Origin of the sequence: Arsenophonus endosymbiont of Crataerina pallida (genome assembly GCF_964020125.1) — a bacterium.
GTDB lineage: Bacteria > Pseudomonadota > Gammaproteobacteria > Enterobacterales > Enterobacteriaceae > Arsenophonus > Arsenophonus nilaparvatae.
In genome coordinates this window covers 2,903,505-2,924,225 of the sequence record NZ_OZ026540.1, presented here as the reverse complement: position 1 = coordinate 2,924,225, position 20,721 = coordinate 2,903,505, and the positions used below count along the sequence as shown (strand labels likewise).

At 34.7% G+C, this 20,721-nt stretch carries 19 protein-coding genes, 1 tRNA gene and 2 pseudogenes; 9 read left to right on the top strand and 13 right to left on the bottom strand.

Going from position 1 to position 20,721, the window contains the following annotated elements:
* Nucleotides 1–143: 143 nt before the first annotated feature.
* Nucleotides 144–1,127: a hypothetical protein gene (locus tag AACL31_RS15530; protein ID WP_310511130.1), complete on the bottom strand. Its 984-nt coding sequence runs from the start codon at nt 1,125–1,127 to the stop codon at nt 144–146.
* 450 nt (nt 1,128–1,577) lie between these two features.
* Here AACL31_RS15530 and AACL31_RS15525 point away from each other — a divergent pair, with 450 nt between their 5' ends.
* Both AACL31_RS15525 and AACL31_RS15520 read left to right on the top strand, forming a co-directional pair.
* Nucleotides 1,578–1,889, top strand: a complete 312-nt coding sequence (locus AACL31_RS15525; protein ID WP_310511131.1) for a hypothetical protein — start codon at nt 1,578–1,580, stop codon at nt 1,887–1,889.
* A gap of 174 nt (nt 1,890–2,063) precedes the next feature.
* Nucleotides 2,064–2,258 carry a hypothetical protein gene (locus AACL31_RS15520; protein ID WP_310511132.1) on the top strand — a complete coding sequence of 65 codons (195 nt, stop codon included), beginning with the start codon at nt 2,064–2,066 and terminating at the stop codon, nt 2,256–2,258.
* 577 nt (nt 2,259–2,835) lie between these two features.
* Here the strand turns inward: AACL31_RS15520 and AACL31_RS15515 are convergent.
* The 6 genes from AACL31_RS15515 to AACL31_RS15490 all read right to left on the bottom strand — a co-directional run bounded on the left by AACL31_RS15515 (nt 2,836) and on the right by AACL31_RS15490 (nt 7,733).
* A complete protein-coding gene (locus AACL31_RS15515; RefSeq protein ID WP_310511133.1) occupies nt 2,836–3,021 on the bottom strand; it encodes a hypothetical protein in 186 nt (61 codons plus the stop codon).
* Between the two features lie 204 nt (nt 3,022–3,225).
* Nucleotides 3,226–4,224, bottom strand: coding sequence for a hypothetical protein (locus AACL31_RS15510; RefSeq protein ID WP_310511134.1), 999 nt, complete (start codon nt 4,222–4,224; stop codon nt 3,226–3,228).
* A gap of 234 nt (nt 4,225–4,458) precedes the next feature.
* On the bottom strand, nt 4,459–5,259 hold the full coding sequence (locus tag AACL31_RS15505) for an NAD(P)/FAD-dependent oxidoreductase (protein WP_310511135.1): 801 nt from the start codon (nt 5,257–5,259) through the stop codon (nt 4,459–4,461).
* A gap of 36 nt (nt 5,260–5,295) precedes the next feature.
* A complete protein-coding gene (locus tag AACL31_RS15500) occupies nt 5,296–5,412 on the bottom strand; it encodes an FAD-dependent monooxygenase (protein ID WP_310511136.1) in 117 nt (38 codons plus the stop codon).
* A gap of 5 nt (nt 5,413–5,417) precedes the next feature.
* The gene (locus AACL31_RS15495; RefSeq protein ID WP_310511137.1) at nt 5,418–6,290 is read right to left on the bottom strand and encodes a LodA/GoxA family CTQ-dependent oxidase; all 873 of its coding nucleotides are present in this window, start codon (nt 6,288–6,290) and stop codon (nt 5,418–5,420) included.
* A 63-nt stretch (nt 6,291–6,353) separates the two neighbouring features.
* Entirely contained in the window at nt 6,354–7,733 is a 1,380-nt protein-coding gene (locus tag AACL31_RS15490) for a LodA/GoxA family CTQ-dependent oxidase (RefSeq protein ID WP_339053331.1), read from the bottom strand.
* 1,534 nt (nt 7,734–9,267) lie between these two features.
* Here AACL31_RS15490 and AACL31_RS15485 point away from each other — a divergent pair.
* On the top strand, nt 9,268–9,684 hold the full coding sequence (locus AACL31_RS15485) for a hypothetical protein (protein ID WP_310511139.1): 417 nt from the start codon (nt 9,268–9,270) through the stop codon (nt 9,682–9,684).
* A 411-nt stretch (nt 9,685–10,095) separates the two neighbouring features.
* On the opposite strand, the gene AACL31_RS15480 is transcribed toward AACL31_RS15485, so the two are convergent.
* Nucleotides 10,096–10,183: transfer RNA gene (locus tag AACL31_RS15480), tRNA-Ser, on the bottom strand.
* Between the two features lie 182 nt (nt 10,184–10,365).
* Between AACL31_RS15480 and tusE the strand changes: the two genes are divergently transcribed.
* A complete protein-coding gene (gene tusE, locus AACL31_RS15475; RefSeq protein WP_032116696.1) occupies nt 10,366–10,695 on the top strand; it encodes a sulfurtransferase TusE in 330 nt (109 codons plus the stop codon).
* 4 nt (nt 10,696–10,699) lie between these two features.
* Here the strand turns inward: tusE and yccX are convergent, their stop codons facing one another.
* Nucleotides 10,700–10,987: an acylphosphatase gene (gene yccX / locus AACL31_RS15470; protein ID WP_032116695.1), complete on the bottom strand. Its 288-nt coding sequence runs from the start codon at nt 10,985–10,987 to the stop codon at nt 10,700–10,702.
* Between the two features lie 201 nt (nt 10,988–11,188).
* Between yccX and hspQ the strand changes: the two genes are divergently transcribed.
* Nucleotides 11,189–11,509 carry a heat shock protein HspQ gene (hspQ, locus tag AACL31_RS15465; RefSeq protein WP_180560911.1) on the top strand — a complete coding sequence of 107 codons (321 nt, stop codon included), beginning with the start codon at nt 11,189–11,191 and terminating at the stop codon, nt 11,507–11,509.
* 51 nt (nt 11,510–11,560) lie between these two features.
* Here hspQ and AACL31_RS15460 read toward each other — a convergent pair whose 3' ends face one another.
* Nucleotides 11,561–11,974: a CoA-binding protein gene (locus tag AACL31_RS15460; RefSeq protein ID WP_310509016.1), complete on the bottom strand. Its 414-nt coding sequence runs from the start codon at nt 11,972–11,974 to the stop codon at nt 11,561–11,563.
* A gap of 159 nt (nt 11,975–12,133) precedes the next feature.
* Between AACL31_RS15460 and AACL31_RS15455 the strand changes: the two are divergent.
* Nucleotides 12,134–12,595: pseudogene (locus AACL31_RS15455) on the top strand (methylglyoxal synthase).
* Nucleotides 12,596–12,680: 85 nt separating this feature from the next.
* Here the strand turns inward: AACL31_RS15455 and helD are convergent.
* A complete protein-coding gene (gene helD, locus AACL31_RS15450; protein ID WP_339053330.1) occupies nt 12,681–14,735 on the bottom strand; it encodes a DNA helicase IV in 2,055 nt (684 codons plus the stop codon).
* Between the two features lie 128 nt (nt 14,736–14,863).
* Here helD and yccS point away from each other — a divergent pair, with 128 nt between their 5' ends.
* Nucleotides 14,864–16,933: a YccS family putative transporter gene (yccS, locus tag AACL31_RS15445; protein WP_409013889.1), complete on the top strand. Its 2,070-nt coding sequence runs from the start codon at nt 14,864–14,866 to the stop codon at nt 16,931–16,933.
* A 69-nt stretch (nt 16,934–17,002) separates the two neighbouring features.
* On the opposite strand, the gene AACL31_RS15440 is transcribed toward yccS, so the two are convergent.
* Nucleotides 17,003–17,602 carry a TfoX/Sxy family DNA transformation protein gene (locus AACL31_RS15440; protein WP_310511142.1) on the bottom strand — a complete coding sequence of 200 codons (600 nt, stop codon included), beginning with the start codon at nt 17,600–17,602 and terminating at the stop codon, nt 17,003–17,005.
* Between the two features lie 485 nt (nt 17,603–18,087).
* Here AACL31_RS15440 and sulA point away from each other — a divergent pair, with 485 nt between their 5' ends.
* Together sulA and ompA are read left to right on the top strand one after the other, a co-directional pair.
* On the top strand, nt 18,088–18,603 hold the full coding sequence (gene sulA / locus AACL31_RS15435; RefSeq protein ID WP_310511143.1) for an SOS-induced cell division inhibitor SulA: 516 nt from the start codon (nt 18,088–18,090) through the stop codon (nt 18,601–18,603).
* A 379-nt stretch (nt 18,604–18,982) separates the two neighbouring features.
* Entirely contained in the window at nt 18,983–20,020 is a 1,038-nt protein-coding gene (gene ompA / locus AACL31_RS15430; protein WP_339053329.1) for a porin OmpA, read from the top strand.
* A 121-nt stretch (nt 20,021–20,141) separates the two neighbouring features.
* Here ompA and matP read toward each other — a convergent pair.
* Nucleotides 20,142–20,590 (bottom strand): annotated as a pseudogene (gene matP, locus AACL31_RS15425) (macrodomain Ter protein MatP).
* Nucleotides 20,591–20,721: the final 131 nt, after the last annotated feature.

The window sequence follows — 20,721 nt, the reverse complement described above, 5'->3', positions numbered from 1 at the left end:
ATAAAACGAATAATATATATAAAACGCATTTGGTAATTATATTTTAATAATATAGGCTGTATAGTTGTTTAAACAACACTGAAAGAGATATGCTTGATAATACTTTATGGCCAATCAGCAGCAAAAATAACTAATTTGAGATGTTAGAAGCGCCAAGCAATTCCTGCCATAAACATATCTTGGTCTTTATCATTAAACGAAACAACACGATTAAAACGAAAATTAGTACTTAAATGCCTAACTAATTGATAATCTATTTGTAAGCTAATGACTCCGGCCAAATCATTCTTATTGTTTATCTCATGCCTATCATAAGTATAATAAGGCCCAGCTCCAGCACTAAGCATCCAATAGGTTGATATCGGCATGACATACCAAATCTGTCCAACAACACCTTGCCTATTAACTAGACCATTATCCCCTTCATAAAGATAACTGACTGAATAGGCGGCAGCATCATTGATAAAATGCTTAAACTCTACTTGTTGACCTATTTTTAATGGTAATTTTGCTCGATTAGTTTGCGAAGTGCCTAACCAATAACTTATTTGCATATCTTTTTTAGTAGCAAACGAAGATCGTAGTTCATTTTGAAAGTTGCTACCAATACCAACCATGACTGAATCTGTTGTAAATGAATTAAACATTTGCACATGATTATATTGGGCTTGCAGATAAAATCTATCAGGAATAAGGTAATAAATAAGCGCAACTGAACCGTAAATACCAACTCGTTTATCATTATGTACTTGTTTATTACGGCGAGTTGTATTCATACTAAAATAGGGGCCAAGTGACAAATCTAACTTTATTCGTTGATTGAAATCAACTACTCCAGTGCCAATAACGGCAAAACCATCGCGGTGATTATTATTTGGATGTCCTTCATTTAAATAAGCTATTGAAGCGAAAAAATTATTGGCCATCTTTTCTCCAAAGCTTACCTGATAACTGCTCCAATTCATTTCGCCACCTTGACTAGCCCAACCATTTCCATAAGCCAAGTTGACAATAAATTGTCGCGATTTTATGTCGTTATTTTCATGGGAAATCGCAAAGGAAATAAAAATAAATAGATGACTAATTAAAACAACAGGAAAAAACCATAACTGTTTTTTATTTATCATTTTACCCATCTTATAATTCAAAGAATTAATTATAATTATAGTCAAAATATCCTGGCTAACATTTTTGCAGCACCAAGTGGCAAAATACTTGCTTTTATATTAACCGTGATCAACTGCCAATGAAGGTATTAATAGTATTTGTATTGCTGATTTTTAATGTTGGATCGCAATGTTAATAACAAACGGCAATATAAATAATTTATTATTAATAGTAAAAATTATAAAACAACTACTGACAGTCATTAATTTAAAATATTAAAAACATCTAATTCTTCATGCATTATTAAAAAGTACAACACAAAAAAATGCAAATATTTTAAACGTTAATTTTCTATATATTTAACATATAAATACACGGCATTTTACATATAATTAATTTTTTACTATCTTTTATTACTGCTAATTTAGCCGTACAAAAAACACATAAACAATTTAGCTAAGGTATATATTATGAAAACGTTATCTAAAGTTTTATTGGTTACTGTACTGTTCTCTTTTACTATTTTTAATAGTTCAGCTGAAGCTAATAGTAATAATTATCGTAGCAGTTATATTGGCGGTGGTGGTCATGGTGGTGGTCATCCTGCTGCCCATGCTCCTGCTCATAATACTGGACATGGTGAACATAACCACCGCGAACAACACGAACATGCAGGACTTAGTAGCCCAGATCCCTCTTTTTATTCGCAATTTAATAATGCCATAACTCCTTGCCATGATGATCAATATAATCTTTCGCATAGTAATTGTGAAGATAATTAGCTATCAAATCCTCTTATCATTAGCTGCCCTGGCGCAGCTATTATCCGGTTTTGCTAAAAAATAACTACTCCAACAAAAAATTGTCGCAAAAATCACACAACAAAATATTACTGAAAATAAAAAAAATAAAATTATTATCGAATATGGTTTTCAACCAACCCAAGAGGACAAGTTATGAAACGACTAGTTAAAATATTTGCTATTACGTCTGTTTTAGGTATTAGTTTTCTGGCTTTTGCAAATAAAGAGAATTCATCAGATGAAAAAATAGCCACAAATGAGATGTGCGACACTCAGTTTGGCCCCGCACAACCGCAAGGCTCTACAACTGAAAATGAACAAAAAATAAAGATTTGCTCTAGGTTCTGATAAAATTATGATAATTGTTGAATTCATCCTAGCTGTTATGACAAAAAGGATGTATCGAGGATAGAAATAAGAAGCAATATCCAAATGGAATAACGGTGAAAAATAATACTAATCAGCTACTTGCATTGGTAACTGATTAGTTAAATTTTTACCAACCAGGCAACGGTTTAGATCTAAGGATCCAAAACTAATAAAGTAAATTCGTCAATAACTATATCTGATCCAACTGTTAGCTAATTAAATTGCTTACCTAAAACCTGAAGAACCCAGAGTACCTACTGTCCATCCCTTGTTTTTGGACATAATCAGTTGCCAGTTTTTGTTTTTCAAGCTTACTCCATCACTATGACTGTATAATTTATTGGACTGCTCAAAGGGTTAGTTGGTAACCTACTTAGAAGCATATGTCACGACAAAATTATCCAATTCAAAAATTTGATTTCCTCTGTGAATCCAAATGTCAGGAGATCTATCTTTTCTCCTTTATCCGCTTCAATATAGATTATCGAATTTCCTTGCGTAACGATAACCTCATCAGCAACTGCTATACGCTTATCCTCGTTATAGGCTGAAATGTTTAGCTTTGCATTGCTGCGGCAGATCTAACACTCAATCCAAATCTAATACTTTCAGCCGCCCTTTTTTCTAATAAAATACGCAGACTCCCCTTTTCCTCTATTTCATTGCGGACCTGAACAACCACGTCATCAACAACCCCAGTAACCTCATGTTGTGCTTTTGTAATCCAAATACTCTGCCGCATATCACGTGCACTGAGGGTTAGAGGGCCAATAGTAGCATAATAATTAGCTGGAATTTCCTTTATCCTGAAGGCCTGAAAGTCTTCTATGATATTACCAACTGTTCCTGATGGCCATGGAACTTCTAGGGTAGGATTATATGGGGGAACTGGCGCACTTGGCGGTCGAGGTTCAGTTGGCTCACCAATTGCCTGACCATTGACATTTCACCGGACTTGAGCAGATGATCGGTAAACCACTTTTCGCGCCTCAGCAATACTGCCCACCGGCGCCATCTCGGGCAATGTTCGCCAAATATTATAGGATAAAGACTCTCCATAATCAGTCTGCCCGCGTGCCATGATATTCTGCTGCGGAATAATCAATGTTGCCACCTTAACCGGGACAGCCTCTGCTTCATCCCATAGATTACGAGCGTTACTAATAGACTGCTTGCTAGGGTTATTTCGGAGTTGAACATAGAAATCCAGGATGGCTGCCTGCTGTATCAGCCGTTCTTGCATATCTCTGCCTAAATAACCTGGAGCATTTATATTTACTATTTCAATAGGGTCTGCAACTGACTGGACAGCCAATTTGAACTTACAATAATTATAATCACCAAATTTAAATGGCACGCAACTCCAGAGCGGCTCCGTCAAAACACTCTCAACAGTACGACTACCCATCTCAGCTAAAATACGAGCGGTCTCCGGATGTGTTTTAAGCCATTCGTCTAAAGTACCATTCAATGCTGCTGCCTTAAACTCACACATTTCAATAGCATCTGCGGCAAAAAATACTTGCGTATTTTGCAGAATAAAATCTAAGGTCGTAGCATTAACATCATTTTCAAGCTCTTTTTTACCTGGTACACCGAACAGTTTAATACCGATACCGACAGTAGTATTTTTATCTGGAAGTATGTGAGGTGTATCACTTGAATAACGCAGCCAGGCTTTATAACGAGCTCCTGGTTTAAATATGCCTACTTGATATACAGCTGGCAGATTATCATTTACTTTAAAAATTCCGTAAGCACTACCGTGCTGTTTAATAAACGCTGCCCGTCGTGCGGGTGTCTGTCTGTTATTAACGATGTGATCGCGCTGTACCTTATCGACAAACATCCTGCGGATCCCTTCTATTGCCGTTACCATATCTTGACTTTCTGGTGTCAGATGAACATGCATTGCGGAAGAGTTTTTCATATTATCTTTACTCATATTACTGCCCGCCTCCATAACATAAGATCATGATCGTTAACTTTTTTATAGAATATAAATAAAGTCAACTCGTAAAATTTTTAATTCAAATCAAACAAATTTGCCGATCTCAAAATATCGAAAACTTGTTATAGCCTTTCATTTTGATGTTCTATCCAGAACGGTTGTTCTGCCCATCTCTGTTCTTGCTGGTAATAGCCACTGACTGCAATACTGTAAATAGATTTTATGCGTTTACCATACTGAAATTAGTAAAGAACGATTCTTATCTATCAAAGCGGCTTTAACCGCTTCAGCACCGCGTAAACCGGTATATATTGCATTATAAATTCCTTGGGAAGATAACGGATCAAGTGACAGCGCCGCATTACCAACAGCTAACCAACGTGAGCCAAAAACCTCATCCAGATAGCTACCTGTTGCCTCAGTAATTTGTAACAGACTTGTGGATATACTTGCAGTGGGACACCTGTGAGCTATATGTATTGTCTCTTTTAATGCAGATATAAAATTATCCTTATCACGCAGGATTTTGATTTGCTCTGGCAGGGAGAAAAATGCCAGCACCCGTTGTTGATCAGGCAATCCTGCTGTATACCACCATCCTGTTGGAACAGCTTCAACAACACTACGTGTATCAACGGTGTTATTTTTGCACCAAGCGTAAAGCGCAAACAAAGGTACATCTCTGTGTCTTGAAACGCCAAACATACTAGCCACAACGCGTGAATTACCGCTTGCATCAATTACCCACTGCGCGGTAATACTCTGTTCACCAACTTTTGCCTGTATACCATCACTAATTTCACCAACACAAGATATACGACCCTTGATCATTAAAACACCTGCATCTTCAGCAGCATCTCTAAGATTTTGGTCGAACTGTTGTCGATCGAGATGCCAGCCACAACCATATGGGTCACGAATGAAATCGGTGGCTACCAACTGTGTCCCACCCCAACAAGATAAATTTCCCTTATTTATGATTGAAGAACTTTTCTCAACCCAAGAAACTAGTCCTAGCCTCTCAAGCATAGGCCGGGCTGCCCCCGGCAAGCTTTCATCTATTTTTTATTGTTCAATATTGACACGATCCACTAATACGACCTTTATTCCAGCCAGAGCCAGCAAACGAGCCGCTACAGCACCGGCTGGGCCGGCACCGACAATCAGGACTTCACATGTCAAAGGAGTTAACGTGTACGACGAAATTTGTCCCATTTTTCTTCAGTCCATCCTGCTTGTTTTAATAAATCCACTTGATTATCAATCGGCTTACCATCAATACGTCCACCAAAAGCAGAAGCCGCTTCAGGCAAAGGGGGTTGACCGGGTTTCAATTGTTCAACAAATACGCTTTCAATACACGATGAATAATCTTCTGGGGCAGGCAAACGTTGTACAATGCCCAATTCATCAAAACGGGATACAATTGCTTGCATTACGGTCTCATTATCATGACCTTCTAATAGAAATGCCCGTAGCCAACTGTCACGTTGTTGAAAAGCATTGGCGCGCTCTTCGGCGCTCAGCTCAGTATCAATAAATATTTTATAATTTTTCTCACTAAAAATTTCATTCGGCACTCTTGCCGGCCAATAAGATGGCATATAAGGATGGAATTCTTTGTCATAACCTGAGCGACAGCGAGCGGTATCGCCTTGCCATGGCATCGCCATCCAACGTGTTAAATCACCAGGACCTTGAGCATGAAGGGGTCCATCAGCCGCCAGAGCTTGTTCGGGTGTTAGTACATCACCATAATCCTGTTCTAAAACACCGTCTTCACGGCGTTTAATACGTAAAAAGTCATTGTCACTATATAATGTGGTATGCCGCATAGGCCAAGTCAGTTCACAACCCGGATGAAATGCATCTGCAAGACAGTAAGATAATGGCCCCTTATCCAAAATGGCCGGCTGTTCAGCAATCGGTAACTCATCTACAGGCTTGTCATAACATGGATCGGGGAAAGAAGTACCATTTACATAATTATTGCTCGTCATATCATCATTAAATTTTGCTGATACGAAGTTTTCTAAATGCTTATAATTTTGTTTATCCACGGCTAGAAGATCACCTTTACCAGAAGGATATTCAGCAGCATATCCATCGCCATAAAGCTGAGGCTATTTCATCTTATCTCCACTCTCAACACTTTCATCATCAGGTGAACGGAATCGCTCATAGACTTTAAAACGTTTAGCATCATTTTCCGGCTTAGATAATTCATTAATGAGATCTGCATCTAGTAGAAATGAGCCACCCGGGCCAAATGTTTGCGCAAAGCCTAGGTTAGCCCACTGTAGATTGGAGAGACGTTGTAGCAACGGCAAAATATCTTTAGCATAAGAAGTTTTTTCTTCAGGTAGAATTTTGCCCGCATCCATAGCTGAGTGCTTGATCATATCGTACATCGAACGAAACGGAATAAGTCCTGGGGCATAGTCTGGAGGTCCCATAATAACCCAAGCTTCGGTAACAAGAATTTCTTTACCTTCAATTTTTACCTTAGCCGAAACAGGGCCATCAGAAATATCATCATACCAGTCAACTGAATTATTGAAATTTTGTTCTTTTCCGTCTTCATCAATAACTAATAGTGGAGCGCCACTCGATGATGCTGATTTGCCATGCCCACCAAGTACCAGCAAACGTCCTTTATCATCAGTACGTAATTCCCCAAGATTAACAGTTACTTCTTTAAATTTGCCATCATCAAATTGCACACCACTACTGTTCTTGCCAGTTATTGTTTTAGGTGAGGGTTTAATTTCCAACTGTTTGCGTTGCTCACCGGTAATTAATGGATTTCGCCGTTTAACTGGCCTAGTTTTTGGTTGAGCCATGGCAGCATAAAATTCATACCAAGATGACTTTTTGTTAGCAAGCTCAACCTTCCATTCGATATCGGCCATATCTGGAGTCAACTCTGCAACTGCTACGCCTTGTTTGTTGTAGCCGTAAATTCTGAATCGAGCAGCTTGCCGTTTAATGGCACCAGTCCTATCTCGTGTCGCACCAAATTCTTGCTGTGCTGCATTCGCATATTCAGGTCCAATGTAAAATTCATTTTCGCTGTTTCCGACTCGCCCTACTCCAATGCCTGGATGAATTTTTGCGTAAACTATCCTTTTATCTATTGCAAGGGAACTTGGAATTATCAAAGTTAAAATATCGGAAATCTGAGTCTGAATAGAGCCAGCCTGCTGAACCGAATACCAGATTTTGACTGAGGTACTGTTGATTTTTTTTATTTTCTCTTCAGAAATAACACATGAATAGCTTTTCCCTGCTTTTTCTTTAGTAATAGGTAACGGATAGCTTTTATCTGTGCTTTCTTCAGAAAGACTTGCCCAGTGTATCGTTAATAGATCATAATTTTTAAGGTTTGCTGACTCTGGAATAATCACCGTGATCTGACTGGTGCTATCAGCAAGCATATCACCCAAAGCTCCTGCGACTTCGGGGGCTGGCTTATTCTTATTTATATTAATATCTTTATTCATGAAATTTTTCCATATTGATACTGTTATTCAAATTGATCTTCATAACCATAGTTAAATATCTTCATTTCATTATTTTAAATAAATATTTATTATTTTATTAAGTATTCATAGAGGTTAATATTGGATCTTTTAGCTATAAAACTTACTCAATAAATACTCTTATAACTCTGTTTAAGTTATTTTAAATAATTCACCTTGAACATATAGTTACATTTATTTTATAAAATTGTTTGGCTATGTCTTTTTCTTATTTTATAAAATAAAATCAAAATCATTATTTATGCTCGAACAGCAAAATAAATTTTTTTATATACTGAGTTTAATAAATCAAACTAAGTTAATTTTTACCTATTTATTGGCAATGATATTAAAATTTATTTCAAATCTATAATCCTCTTCCATAATTTACTCACGATTCACGTCTATTAAAAAAACGCCTACCTTCTATTTCTTTTTATTACTTCTGTTAACAAGTTAGTTTTTTCTCTGGTTATAATATTATAAAGAAATTATTTAATTAACATGATAATATATATAATTAATAGCATGTCATTAATCAAGAGTAATTTTACAATTATATTTATTTTTATTTTTATTTTTATTTTCATTTTTGTCATAATTCCATTATTTTTTTAATGAAATTTATTTAATTTTTATTTGTTCACTAAAAATTAAATAAATTTTCACCATAGTATATATTATTTAAAACGCTTACATTATATTAAGAATGATAAGTTTTCATACAAAAAAAATAAAAATATTTATCAGATCAAATTATATAACAATGGAAAAATTAGCTTTGAAGTAATAAAGAGAACATTTTTATTCTTTCTAGTAACATTTTGCTATTAATTATATTTTAATTTAGTACATTCTAATATCATTTTTAGTTAGAGGAATAAACTGGTTTAATATTTACCATTACTTTCCTGGTTATTATCCTTACATAATCTAATAAGATGACTTGATAAACACTATTTTTTACATTTCAATTACGAGATAAACATTTTGATAATGAACTGGCTTAATAAAAATAATGCATTTATTTATGCTGTTTTCATTTAGAAAAAATTTTTTATTTGATTACCAACTTTTCTTTATAAAGAATAAATTATATTTTTATAAGAAATATTTTATCTAGAATAATGTTTATAATATGATTAATTTTTTCATAAAAATAAAATAATTTTTATATAACTTCAACAAATATTTACTAATTGCATTTTTAATATAAAGTTTTATTTTTTATAAAAATAATTAATCAAATTTATTGATAAGAAATTCATAATTTTTATTTTAAATTAAATAGAAAACCATTAAAAATTATGCAAATATGCAAATATCTTATCAAACGTAAATAGCAATATTAATTTTTTATTTTTAAATATCATAAAATTATTTTTATATATTTTAGTTTTCTGCAAATTTAAATTATCGAAAACTAATACTAAGAATGATCTTATCAATCAATAAGAACAATAAAATATAGTCATTAAAGCAAATATTTTTAACGATCAACTATAGGAAATTAACTATGAGTATAAATACAATGGGTGATGGTTTTTTAGTATTTTTTCGATTCACTGATAAAATCTTTAAAACAAACAATAGATTTAGAGTAACGATTACCAGTTCTACTGGTGCAACCATAAAAATTGATTCAGTGAGTCCTGTTGATCCCGATGATAAATATGCGACAATAGAAATTGATGATTCAGCAGGAACAATAATTTTAGATTATATTATTCAACGTAATGATAATGCTATTTTAATCTCTAAAGGCTATGCAAAGATTAAGTACAATGATATCACTAAAAAGTTAAAGGTTTTAGAATTTAAACCAGAAAATGAAGAAGGTATTGCTCTAAAATTAACAGAAATAAAAGATTCTCATTTTAATCTTGATCTTATTCCTACAACTGGCTTTCTTTGCTCGAAGTCAAATCGTTAATATTTTAATTATGATATAAACAAGTTAAAATTATTAACTAAATTTATACAAACTGACAGTTGTCCATTATTTATATGATATCTGTCAGGTTAAATTTAATGCAAAACTTTTCCTCAAAAGAATAATAAAACATTCTTTTACATAAAATGAGACTCATTGAATCTTCATTAATGACTTATTGGTTTAGCGTTATCTATTTAATTCTGGTTTTTGTAAATATTAATTTGACTAAATGAGCTTACTAACCATATCAAATAGCTTTATAGATCGATGGGATAAAAATGACAGTGAACAATTCGATATAATAAATTGTAGCAAGATTGCAATAACCCATTGTACACAATGAAATTTACTAATTTGTTGGATTGATAAAGATTTGTCTGTGTTTAAAAGACGCGACTAAAACGAAAATGGCGGAGGAGGAGAGATTCGAACTCTCGGATGGTTTCCCATCGGCGGTTTTCAAGACCGCTGCCTTCAGCCGCTCGGCCACCCCTCCACAATGCCAAGAACTATAAACACAGCTTGAATGGTTGTAAAGCCTTATATAATTTAATCGCTATATATTTATGCTATTAAGTGATTATTCGCTTAATTTATCGGCATTTTACTAATATACTTGGGTAAAGAGTTCAATTTTGTTAAATTAACCAGCCATTTTTTTAAGCTTAGAAATATCATATGTTTATATTTGAAGGTCGTGAAATTAACACTGATGCCGATGGTTACCTTAAAAATAGCCAAGAATGGTGTGAATCCATGGTATATCTACTAGCCAAACAAGAGAATATTACATTAACGGAGCAACACTGGGAAATTATTCGCTTCATTCGTGAATTTTATCTCGAATTCAATACCTCGCCGTCTATTCGTATGTTAGTAAAGGCAATTGCTAAAAAATATGGTGAGGATATTGGTAATAGCCGCTATCTTTATCGCCTTTTTCCAAAAGGACCAGCGAAACAAGCAACAAAACTTGCAGGTTTACCTAAGCCAGTAAAATGTATTTGAGTTATCACAGCGAGTGTCGAATATGAAAATCTACTACCTCTTTTTCAACATGGCACTCTTCACTTTTATAATATTCAATTTTAGCACCCACTGGCCCACCAGCTTTTAGCCAATCCTCTAGCTGCTGAATTTGCTGTAATGTACCGAAAGCTTTTATGTTGACACTACCATCATAACGATTATAAACATAACCATATAGTCCATGTTCTTTGCCCCAATGCAAGGTATGATAACGAAACCCTACACCCTGAACTCGCCCATATATATAGTAATTTCTACCTATCTTTCGCATTTTAGTGCTCTCTTATAATAAATAATAACTTCAACATATTGTTTTTTGTGTAAACAACAGATACTCTCATAGTATAGAGTTTTTAATCTACATGGATTAGAGTTATTAAGAAACTAGCGTAACAGAGTGACCTGCTTGAAATTTATATTATTACCCACATATCATTACCTATAGAATATGCAAGGCTTTTAGGAGGTAGCTATGATGACTACCAGTAAATTTAGTATTGGGCAACAAGTAAGGCACAAACTGCTGGGTTATCTTGGAGTAATCGTCGATGTTGACGCCGAATACTCTCTGGATAAACCACAGGATGACGATATTGCAGCTAATGCAGCTCTACGCTCAGCTCCCTGGTACCATGTCGTTATGGAAGATGATAATGGTGAACCTATTCACACTTATCTGGCTGAAGCCCAGATTACTTATGAAACTTCTGATGAGCACCCAGAACAGTCATCGTTAGATGAGCTGTCGGAATCAATTAAAACTCAACTTAGAGCCCCACAATTACGTAATTAACTAATTTTAAATACAATCAATGGAGATGGTTAGTCTATCATCTTCCTTGATCTATTTCTCTAAGCCTAAGCGAGGTATCTCTATTTTAGGGCAAGCGTTCATCACCACCGCTAATCCTGCTCGCTCAGCCATCTTTTTAGCCTCTTGATTAATAACACCTAATTGTAGCCAAATTACTTTTGCATTAATTGCTATTGCCTGTTCGGCAACTTCAAAGGCAGCGGCTGAATTTCTAAAAACATCAACCATATCAATTGGATATGGAATATCAACTAAATGGGCATAAACTTTTTGACCGAGTAATTCTTTGCCAGCTAGTTTTGGACTGACAGGGGTTACATTATACCCTTGATTTATAAGGTATTTCATCACCTTATAACTTGGGCGGTCAACTTTATCACTAGCGCCAACTAATGCTATAAATTTCACTTTAGTTAAAATATCTGTCAGTTTCGGATCATCCATTTACAACAACTCCATAATTTAAAAAATAATTACTAAACTATGATATAAATCGCAATAAAGTGCTACTACACTTGTCGAATTTGTTGAGTTAACTCAATCAATATTGGCATAGTGCGTTAGTTGCTAAACTAGTAAATATCTATCAATGTAAGGAAATTTATGGAATCCGTTATTCGCAGATTGGAAAAAAGTAAAAATATTGCTTTGGTTGCCCATGATCACCGTAAATTATCACTACTAACATGAGTGCAAAAACATATTTCTGCGCTAAAAACACACAAATTATTTGCCGCTGGTACAACGGGTAACTTAATTCATCAACATACCGGATTAAAGATTATTAATATGCTCAGTGGCCCAATGGGAGGAGATCAACAACTTGGCGCGATGATTGCCGAACAAAAAATCGATATTTTGATCTTCTTTTGGGATCCATTAAATGCAGTTCCACATGATCCGGATGTAAAAGCGCTACTTCGACTCGCTACTGTATGGAACATTCCTGTTGCCACGAATATAGCTAGTGCTGATTTCATTATCACATCGCCGGCTTTTGATCATGAAACTGAAATTGAGATCCCAAATTATCAACAATACCTTGAAACCCGAATTGACAAATAACGTTAAGTTATAATTGCTAAAATATATTTTTAACAACAATAGCAATAATCCAGTTAAATAATAAAAAAGTTATAATAAATAACAGTCATGCTCTTTTTTGTTGCGATACACCTAATTTTTTCAATTGCTCAACAAAAATCGACGGTGTTAATTTATCATACAATAAATAAACTTGCTTTTTAGCTCTAGTCAAAGCAACGTATAATAAATGTCTATCTTGTAGGTTGGGAAAAATATTAAACTTTGGTAATAATACTTTTTCTATTGCAGACTCAGGTTCACATATAGGAAAACCATTTATTCCATGGTCTAATCCAAGGATGATAACATAATCGGCCTGACACCCTTTGGCAGCTTGGATAGGTATAAAATTAATATTTAATTTAGGCCAACGGGTATTAGCTTTTTTAATCACAGCCAGTTGCAAATAAAAATAACGTGATAAAATGAGAATCGTCTCTTTTTCAGTAACATAACCACTCATTTTATTAAGCAGATTTTCCAGTTGCTCTTCTGGTAATAAAACTATTGATTTTTTATTTGCTTTAACAAGACTTTTTAATGGTCTAATCTGCTGCTCAGGATCCATTTGTATAAATTGGCTAGCAATTTTAGCTATGTGATCATTAAAACGATAAGTAGTATCAAGTGTACAATAAACTCCTTGACCAAAATAATGTTCAAAAGAAGCAATTAAATTTAATTTTGCTAGCGGAAAACGATAAATTGCTTGCCCATCATCACCAACTACAAACAAGTGAGTTTGTATACTCTGTTCTCGTAATAACTGCAGTAACTGCATTTCTAATGGCGAAAAATCTTGGAATTCATCAATCAGAATGTATTTCCATGGGCTAATAAATTTTCCTTTCTGTAATAAATTAATTGCCTGATGTATCAGCCCTAAGCTATCAACTGCCCCCTCGGCTTTTAGCATCGATTTCCATCTTTTAATAATGGGTGCCACTAATCGCAGCTCCATTTGCAGTTGCTTGCTCTCTTCTGGCGTTGCTAATTCACTTATTGTTTTCTGACTGCCACCATGTATACGTAATAAATTAAGCCAATTATCTAAACGAACCACTAATCTTTTTGCTAATTGCTTGTCATGCCAAAACTCACCGCTAGCTATATTCCAAGCTAATTCTCGCGTTAAATACTCACGCCACCCTTTTGCCTGCGCTTTTCGCTCATGGCACTGCTTTCGCCATTCACTGATCAGAAAATTATGTCTTTTTTGTTCATTTATTTCTAATTCACTAATAGCAACATTTTTATTACTGCAACTTTGAATAATATGCAGTACTAAGCTATTACAAGTTTTTGCCTGAAATGCTGGCTGCCCTAAATCAGTATGAACCAATTCATTCATTTTTTTTGCTGTTTTCTCATCAAACGCAAGTAATAAAATCTGTTCAGCAATAGCCTGTTGCCTGAGTAAAAGCCAACCCATTTTCGCTATTAAAACAGACGTTTTACCGCTACCTGGTCCGCCCAATACTAAAATATTTTGTTCGCCATTGACCACACAATTGATTTGAGATTGGTTTAACGGAGCAATAGTAAGTTGCTGAAAAAATTCAGAGTACTGCTTAAGCAAGCGAGCGACCCAATATTGATTAATGTCACATAGTGCCTGATGGCTCAAATGGAGCCAATGCTGACAAACAGCATAATTTTGGCGGCAACTTGTGAATTCATTTAAACGCACAAGCGGCATTGGAAGGGCATTTAATCTGCTATTAATTTGATTTTGCAACAGAATAAGTTGCGCATGGGTAAACCAACTATCCTGGATTAAGTATTTCTCTATTTCTTGCACTTGTTCAGATAAAACATCTGAGCAAATCGAACTCATCTCTTGACTCCATTTTTTCCATATATCAATAAGATAATGAAAAAAATGTTGTGTTTCGTTCCATTCGGTACCGTGTAAACGAACTACCTGGTTGCTTGGTAATTCAAATTCAAGCTCTCCCCAAACAATACCTCGTTTACAACGTATATCAACAAGTTGATTAAACGGAATGAGATACTGATGTTTTTCACCACTCACTTCCACACCCGCATTCAATAGACGAACTCGATTATAAGGATGTTGAGCGAAACGCTGACCTACATGTGTCGATTTCAATTCCATTACACACTACCTTAGCTAAAATGTGTTAGGCGATGGCAAGAAAAAGTTTTTTCTCTTTGCTAAACCTTATAGGCTATTATGGATGCTTTTATACTATTAATCAGTATGCTGACAAATTAGGGGTTATTGTGCTTACCATGTTCTCTAGCTTTCGCCATGTATTTTATAATAGCAACATCCTTTATTATATCCGAATACTAATTGCGCTCTCAGGAACAACATTACTCCCTTGGATTTTAGGTGAACAACTTAAAATAACTATCCCTTTAACACTGGGTGTCGTTGCCGCTGCATTAACTGATCTTGATGATCGATTTATTGGTAAGCTTCGTAATATCGCCATCACCCTATTATCATTTCTGATTGCCTCGGTCACTGTTGAGCTACTATTTCCCTACCCGTGGCTATTTTTTATTGGCTTAGCGTTATCAACTTTTAGCTTTACATTTCTTGGTGTTCTCGGGTTACCCTATGGAACAATCGCCTTTGGCGCACTTCTGGTCGCAATCTATACAACACTTATCAGTCATATTTTTCTTCCTATCCAGCCCTTACATAATAAATTAGCCCAATGTTACCAACAACTTTCTATCTACCTAGCTAATAAAGCCAATTTATTTAACCCCGAGATTGAAGAAAATTATCAACAATCGATCTTTGATCTTGCAATGGCCAATAGCAAACTGGTCAATACTATGAATCAAATGAAAGTAACACTGCTTAGTCGCTTGAAAAATAATAAAAACCAATCAGGGACTAGCAATAGCCTACATTACTATTTTATTGTTCAAGATATCCATGAGCGAGCAAGTTCATCGCACATTAAATATCAAAATTTAAATCAGGATTTTCCGCATAGTGATATTCTTTTCCGATTCCAGAAATTATTATCAATGCAAGCTGAAGCATGCCAATTGGTTGCTCACTCCATTTTATCTCATACAAGGTATCAGCATAATGCAAAATTTAAATATGCATTTGCTAATCTGGAAAATTCATTGCAACACCTTACACAACAATATTCCAACAACAAACAAATAAACGCACTTTATAACCTATTAGTTAATCTTAAAGAGATAGATACTCAACTTAATAGTATTGCTGTTGAGCAAATAGAAACTCCACATAGCCAATCATTGACAGAAACACAACTTTCTGACAATTCATTGTCTAACATCAGTGACTTTTGGCTCACACTTACCAGTAACTTAACACTTAATTCAACACTGTTTCGCCATGCGATCAGAATGTCAGTAGTATTGTGTACTGGTTATATTATTGTTCAATGCTTTAATCTACCACAGGGTTATTGGATATTACTGACAAGTTTATTTGTATGCCAACCAAATTATATTGCAACTAAGAATTGCTTAATCTTGCGTATTATTGGAACCATCGCCGCTATTCTAATTGGGTTACCTCTGCTCTATTTCGTACCCTCTATTGAAGGACAACTCTTACTCATTATTATTAGTGGCGTTTTTTTCTTTACCTTCCGCAATGGTCAATATGCCCAAGCCACCTTATTTATTACTCTGCTGGTTTTACTGAGTTTTAACTTATTGGGTGAAGGGTTCAACGTTATGCTTCCCCGAGTAACTAATACAATCATTGGTTGTAGCATTGCTTGGATTGCAGTAAATTATATTTGGCCTGATTGGAAATTTCGACAACTACCTAAAGTCCTGCAACAAACATTAAACAGTAATTGCCGTTATCTTGCCGCTATTTTATTTCAGTATCATCAAGGTAGAAATAACAGTGTCGATTATCGTATTACCCGTCGCGATGCCCACATTAATGACGCAGAGCTAGTTTCCGTTCTATCCGATATGCTAGCCAGAATAAAAACTAATAATATCTCTCCAGAAAAAATTTTTAGATTACTCCGCCTTAATCACAGTATGTTGAGTTATATTTCCGCCTTGGGAGCACATCGCGAACAACTTAATAATCAAACTATTTTATCTATTCTTGATAGTACAATCGCCTATATTGAGTCGGCGTTGAATTTTGCCTTATTAAATAACCAAGCAGTCAAAGAGTTAGACAACCCATTGATTCAACGCTTCCAAACCATACAATTAGGAGAAAATAACAAAGAACAACTCATTGTTGAGCAATTATTATTATTAATTAACCTGTTGCCAGAAATCACCTCTCTGATTGTTTTTATTAACCAACAAGAGCCAGACTAAAATAGTTATAATTAGTAAATTTTATTAAATATAAAACTGGCCATAAAATCATTTTCTTGATGTATTTCTTTACGTTAGGCTATTGTACCAAGTAATTAATTCAATTTTTATTGACTCAGGAAGTACTGCAATATGATAGCCTTCAATAGCCCCAGCTAATTCAAATAGTAATTTAATACTCAGATTGACTTTCTTCTGCCTTAGTTTTAAATAACAAACTTTAGCACCTAACATTTTTAAATAGTCTACATCGTTAATCCCTACTTTACCTAATGCCCTTTCTATCGACATATTCATATTTGGTAAGTCTTTAATCCTGATATGTGAATGCTGTTTCTGAGATAACTCTTCCACGGCCGCTTTATAAGCGAGATCAATGTAATAACATAAAAGTAAATTATCATTCCAAAGCATTTCATTGATAAAAAAATACTTTAATATAAGAGGAACGCCTTTCTTGGTATAAATCAGTTTTTGCAATCCTGACACTTCAAATTGAAGTTCAGCAAATAAACAACCTCGCAAATAAAACTCGCCATCCAATACCTGCCCAATAATGACATGATTGACTAGAATACAATAACCCCCGAAATGCGGTTTTTTCTTTATGTGGCCATAATTTTCCATTAGGCTTTGCAAACAAGAAAAACGAGAATCAAATAAAAGCATAATTGCCACTCTCCATGTGAACGCTCACAAATCTAATATTTTTATACTTCTCCATATTTTAATCAGTTAAAATAGTAAGAAAATTTATTAAGTTATTTCATCCACTTTAAAAACCTCCTTGATTATTGCAAAACCGTGTATACAAAAGGCGACGAATAAAACCTTAAGCATCGTTTAATATTAAATTAAATATAGCTAAATAAATATCTTACCAATTACAAAACATAACTTAATAGTTACCCTTTATATTCAATATTTATAATAAATAAACTGTCGCATATATCCACTTAACTCATTAATAGTTAATAAAAATACTCTACTTAACAGGCAGAATAAAAAATACGCAATCCTATCCAAACTGCAACAATTAAATGTTCAATTAAGCAGAAAAATTAATTTTTTGCGAAGCGCTTTGTAAAAATCGGCTTGATATTATATGAATATACAATTACTGTATATACGTACAGTAATAAACTGAGGTCAATATGAATACCAACACATGGAATTACCCAATAAAAACAGAGAATCAACCTAGTAATGTCCAAAATTTACTATTACCAAATTATAGAAATGCGCCAGTATATTCAAACGGCGTAGTTAATGAATGGGTATATAATGAAAATAATCCTATAGTTGAAGTACTTCTGACATCATTATTACACCGGCTTCGCGATGAATCTCGTTGGCTATTATGGCTAAATCCTAACCGAAAATTAAGCCGTAATTGGTTGATTAATTCAGAGCTACCATTAAATAAAACAGTACAAATAAATTCACTAAGCCCAGAAATGAGCGTTATTGCTATGATAAAAGCATTATCTAGCGGCAATTGTAGTATTGTCTTAGGCTGGTTACCGACTTTATCACCATCATGTTTACAACATTTAGAGCATGCAGCACAGCTAGGAAACAGTATTGGCTTTGTTATGCGGCCTGAAAATATAAATTGTGCCCGCGGACATTCTAATCAGCTAAAAATTCATTCTAATTATTATCACTAGCCTAGATTAGGATTATTCCTAATCTATTTGAAGAATTGTAAACGACAATAGACAAAAACAAAAAAAAATAATATAAATCATTTGGTTAATTCTTTAACCATGGCAATATAGTTATAAATTATATCTATAATTCACCGATTGCCTATTAAAAAGTTAATGAGATTAATGTTTCCTCTACTTGTAACTTTTGAAGTTCGTTGTAGACTTTACAACGTTAAGGTAGTGCTTTGATTCTACTTTTTATTTGAATAATTCCTTAGGCAGATAAAGTAGAAACGAAGATAGTAGAGCGTAATAACTTAACCAGCATTTTAAACCATACGGCTTATAAAAAAGCTCAAGAAGCTGATGCCTATATTGGATGATAACGAGGCGTAAAATGAAAAAGATAGCTATCGCAGTAGCAGTGGCAGCTTTCGCAACTGCAGCTCAGGCCGCACCCAAAGATAATACCTGGTATACCGGTGCTAAATTAGGTTGGTCACACTTTGAAGATACCGGCTTTCATCCTTACGATGAAAATGTTGGCAGTGGTAAAACTAAGCGCGATCAACTAGGCGCAGGTGCCTATGTTGGTTACCAACATAATCAATATCTCGGTTTCGAATTAGGTTATGACTGGTTTGGCAGAATGAGATATTCTGGTCAGCCAAATAACGGTAGCCTGAAATCGATGGGTGTTCAATTAACCGCTCGTCTAAGCTATCCACTGACAGACGAATTAGATGTTTATGGTCGTCTCGGTGGTATGGTATGGCGGACTGATGCAAAAGCAAACGTATCCGGGCAAGATTCCTTTAAAGAGCATGACACTGGTGTTTCTCCAGTTTATGCGCTAGGGCTTGAATATGCTATTACCCCTGAATGGGCAACTCGTTTAGATTATCAATGGGTGAGTCATATTGGTGATAAAGATTCACTATCCGTTCGTCCAGATAATGGGATGTTGAGCGTTGGTGTTGCATATCGATTCAATCAAGACGCAGCGCCTGTGATTGTACCAGCACCAATCGAAAACAAACGTTTTACTTTACGTTCTGACGTTTTATTTGAGTTCAATAAACATACCTTGAAGCCAGCAGGTAAAGCTGAACTTGATAAATTGTATAGCGAACTAACGAATCTTGACCCAACTCAAGGTCGTGTGATGGTTCTTGGCTATACTGACCGTATTGGTTCACCATCCTACAACAAACCTTTATCTCAGAAACGCGCACATGAAGTTATGAGCTACCTGATTTCTAAAGGTATTCCAGCGAACGCAACTAGTTCACAAGGTCGCGGAGAAGAAAATCCAGTAACAGGTAGTACTTGTAATAACGTAAAACCTCGCGCTGCATTAATCAATTGCTTAGCACCAGATCGTCGAGTTGAAATCGAGATCCAAGGTACTACAGAAGTAACTCCGCAACCGTAGTATCTGTTTAAAAAATTATTTATTTACAAATAAAATAACCCTTTTTTAAAGGGTTATTTTTTTGCTTAAAATTTATTGCTAAGATGGCTAAAAAATCCAGATTTAAGATCCTATTTTTACGCTAGTCACCCAGTATATTTTGCAAATCCTGTTTAAATGTCGACATTTGGTTTGCATACTGGTCTTTTCTCTCTGCATCTTCATAAGATGCACAATAGCTTCAGAGAACGTGCAGCCTTGTTTTCTTGCTAAAATAGATAGTCTTTGCCAGACAAGAAAATCTAAATCGATAGATTTTTTACATGAGTGCTGATGCTCGGCATTAAAATGTCGCTTTCTGCGGGCTCTAATTGTTTGCTTCATTCGATTGGATAAATCTGGCGACATATGATTTTTTATCCAGTTTATCACTTTTGTTGGGGTATTTTCTAATTTCAACAGTTGCTCAATCGCATCCTGAATGGCGCTTTTTTCTATATACTTAGTGATATTCTCACCATCGCGATACTTTTTAACCAAGTAATCCCATTTCCAACCACATTCAAGATTTTCAAGCTGTTGATATTTCATAATCATCTCTGTGACAACGTAACTTATGTAATTATAACAACATTTAAAAATAAAAACGTTTGGTTTTTTAGCCAACTTAATAAAATCTTAGTAAGAAATCACACTATATTGAAATGTTAGCAAAAAATATA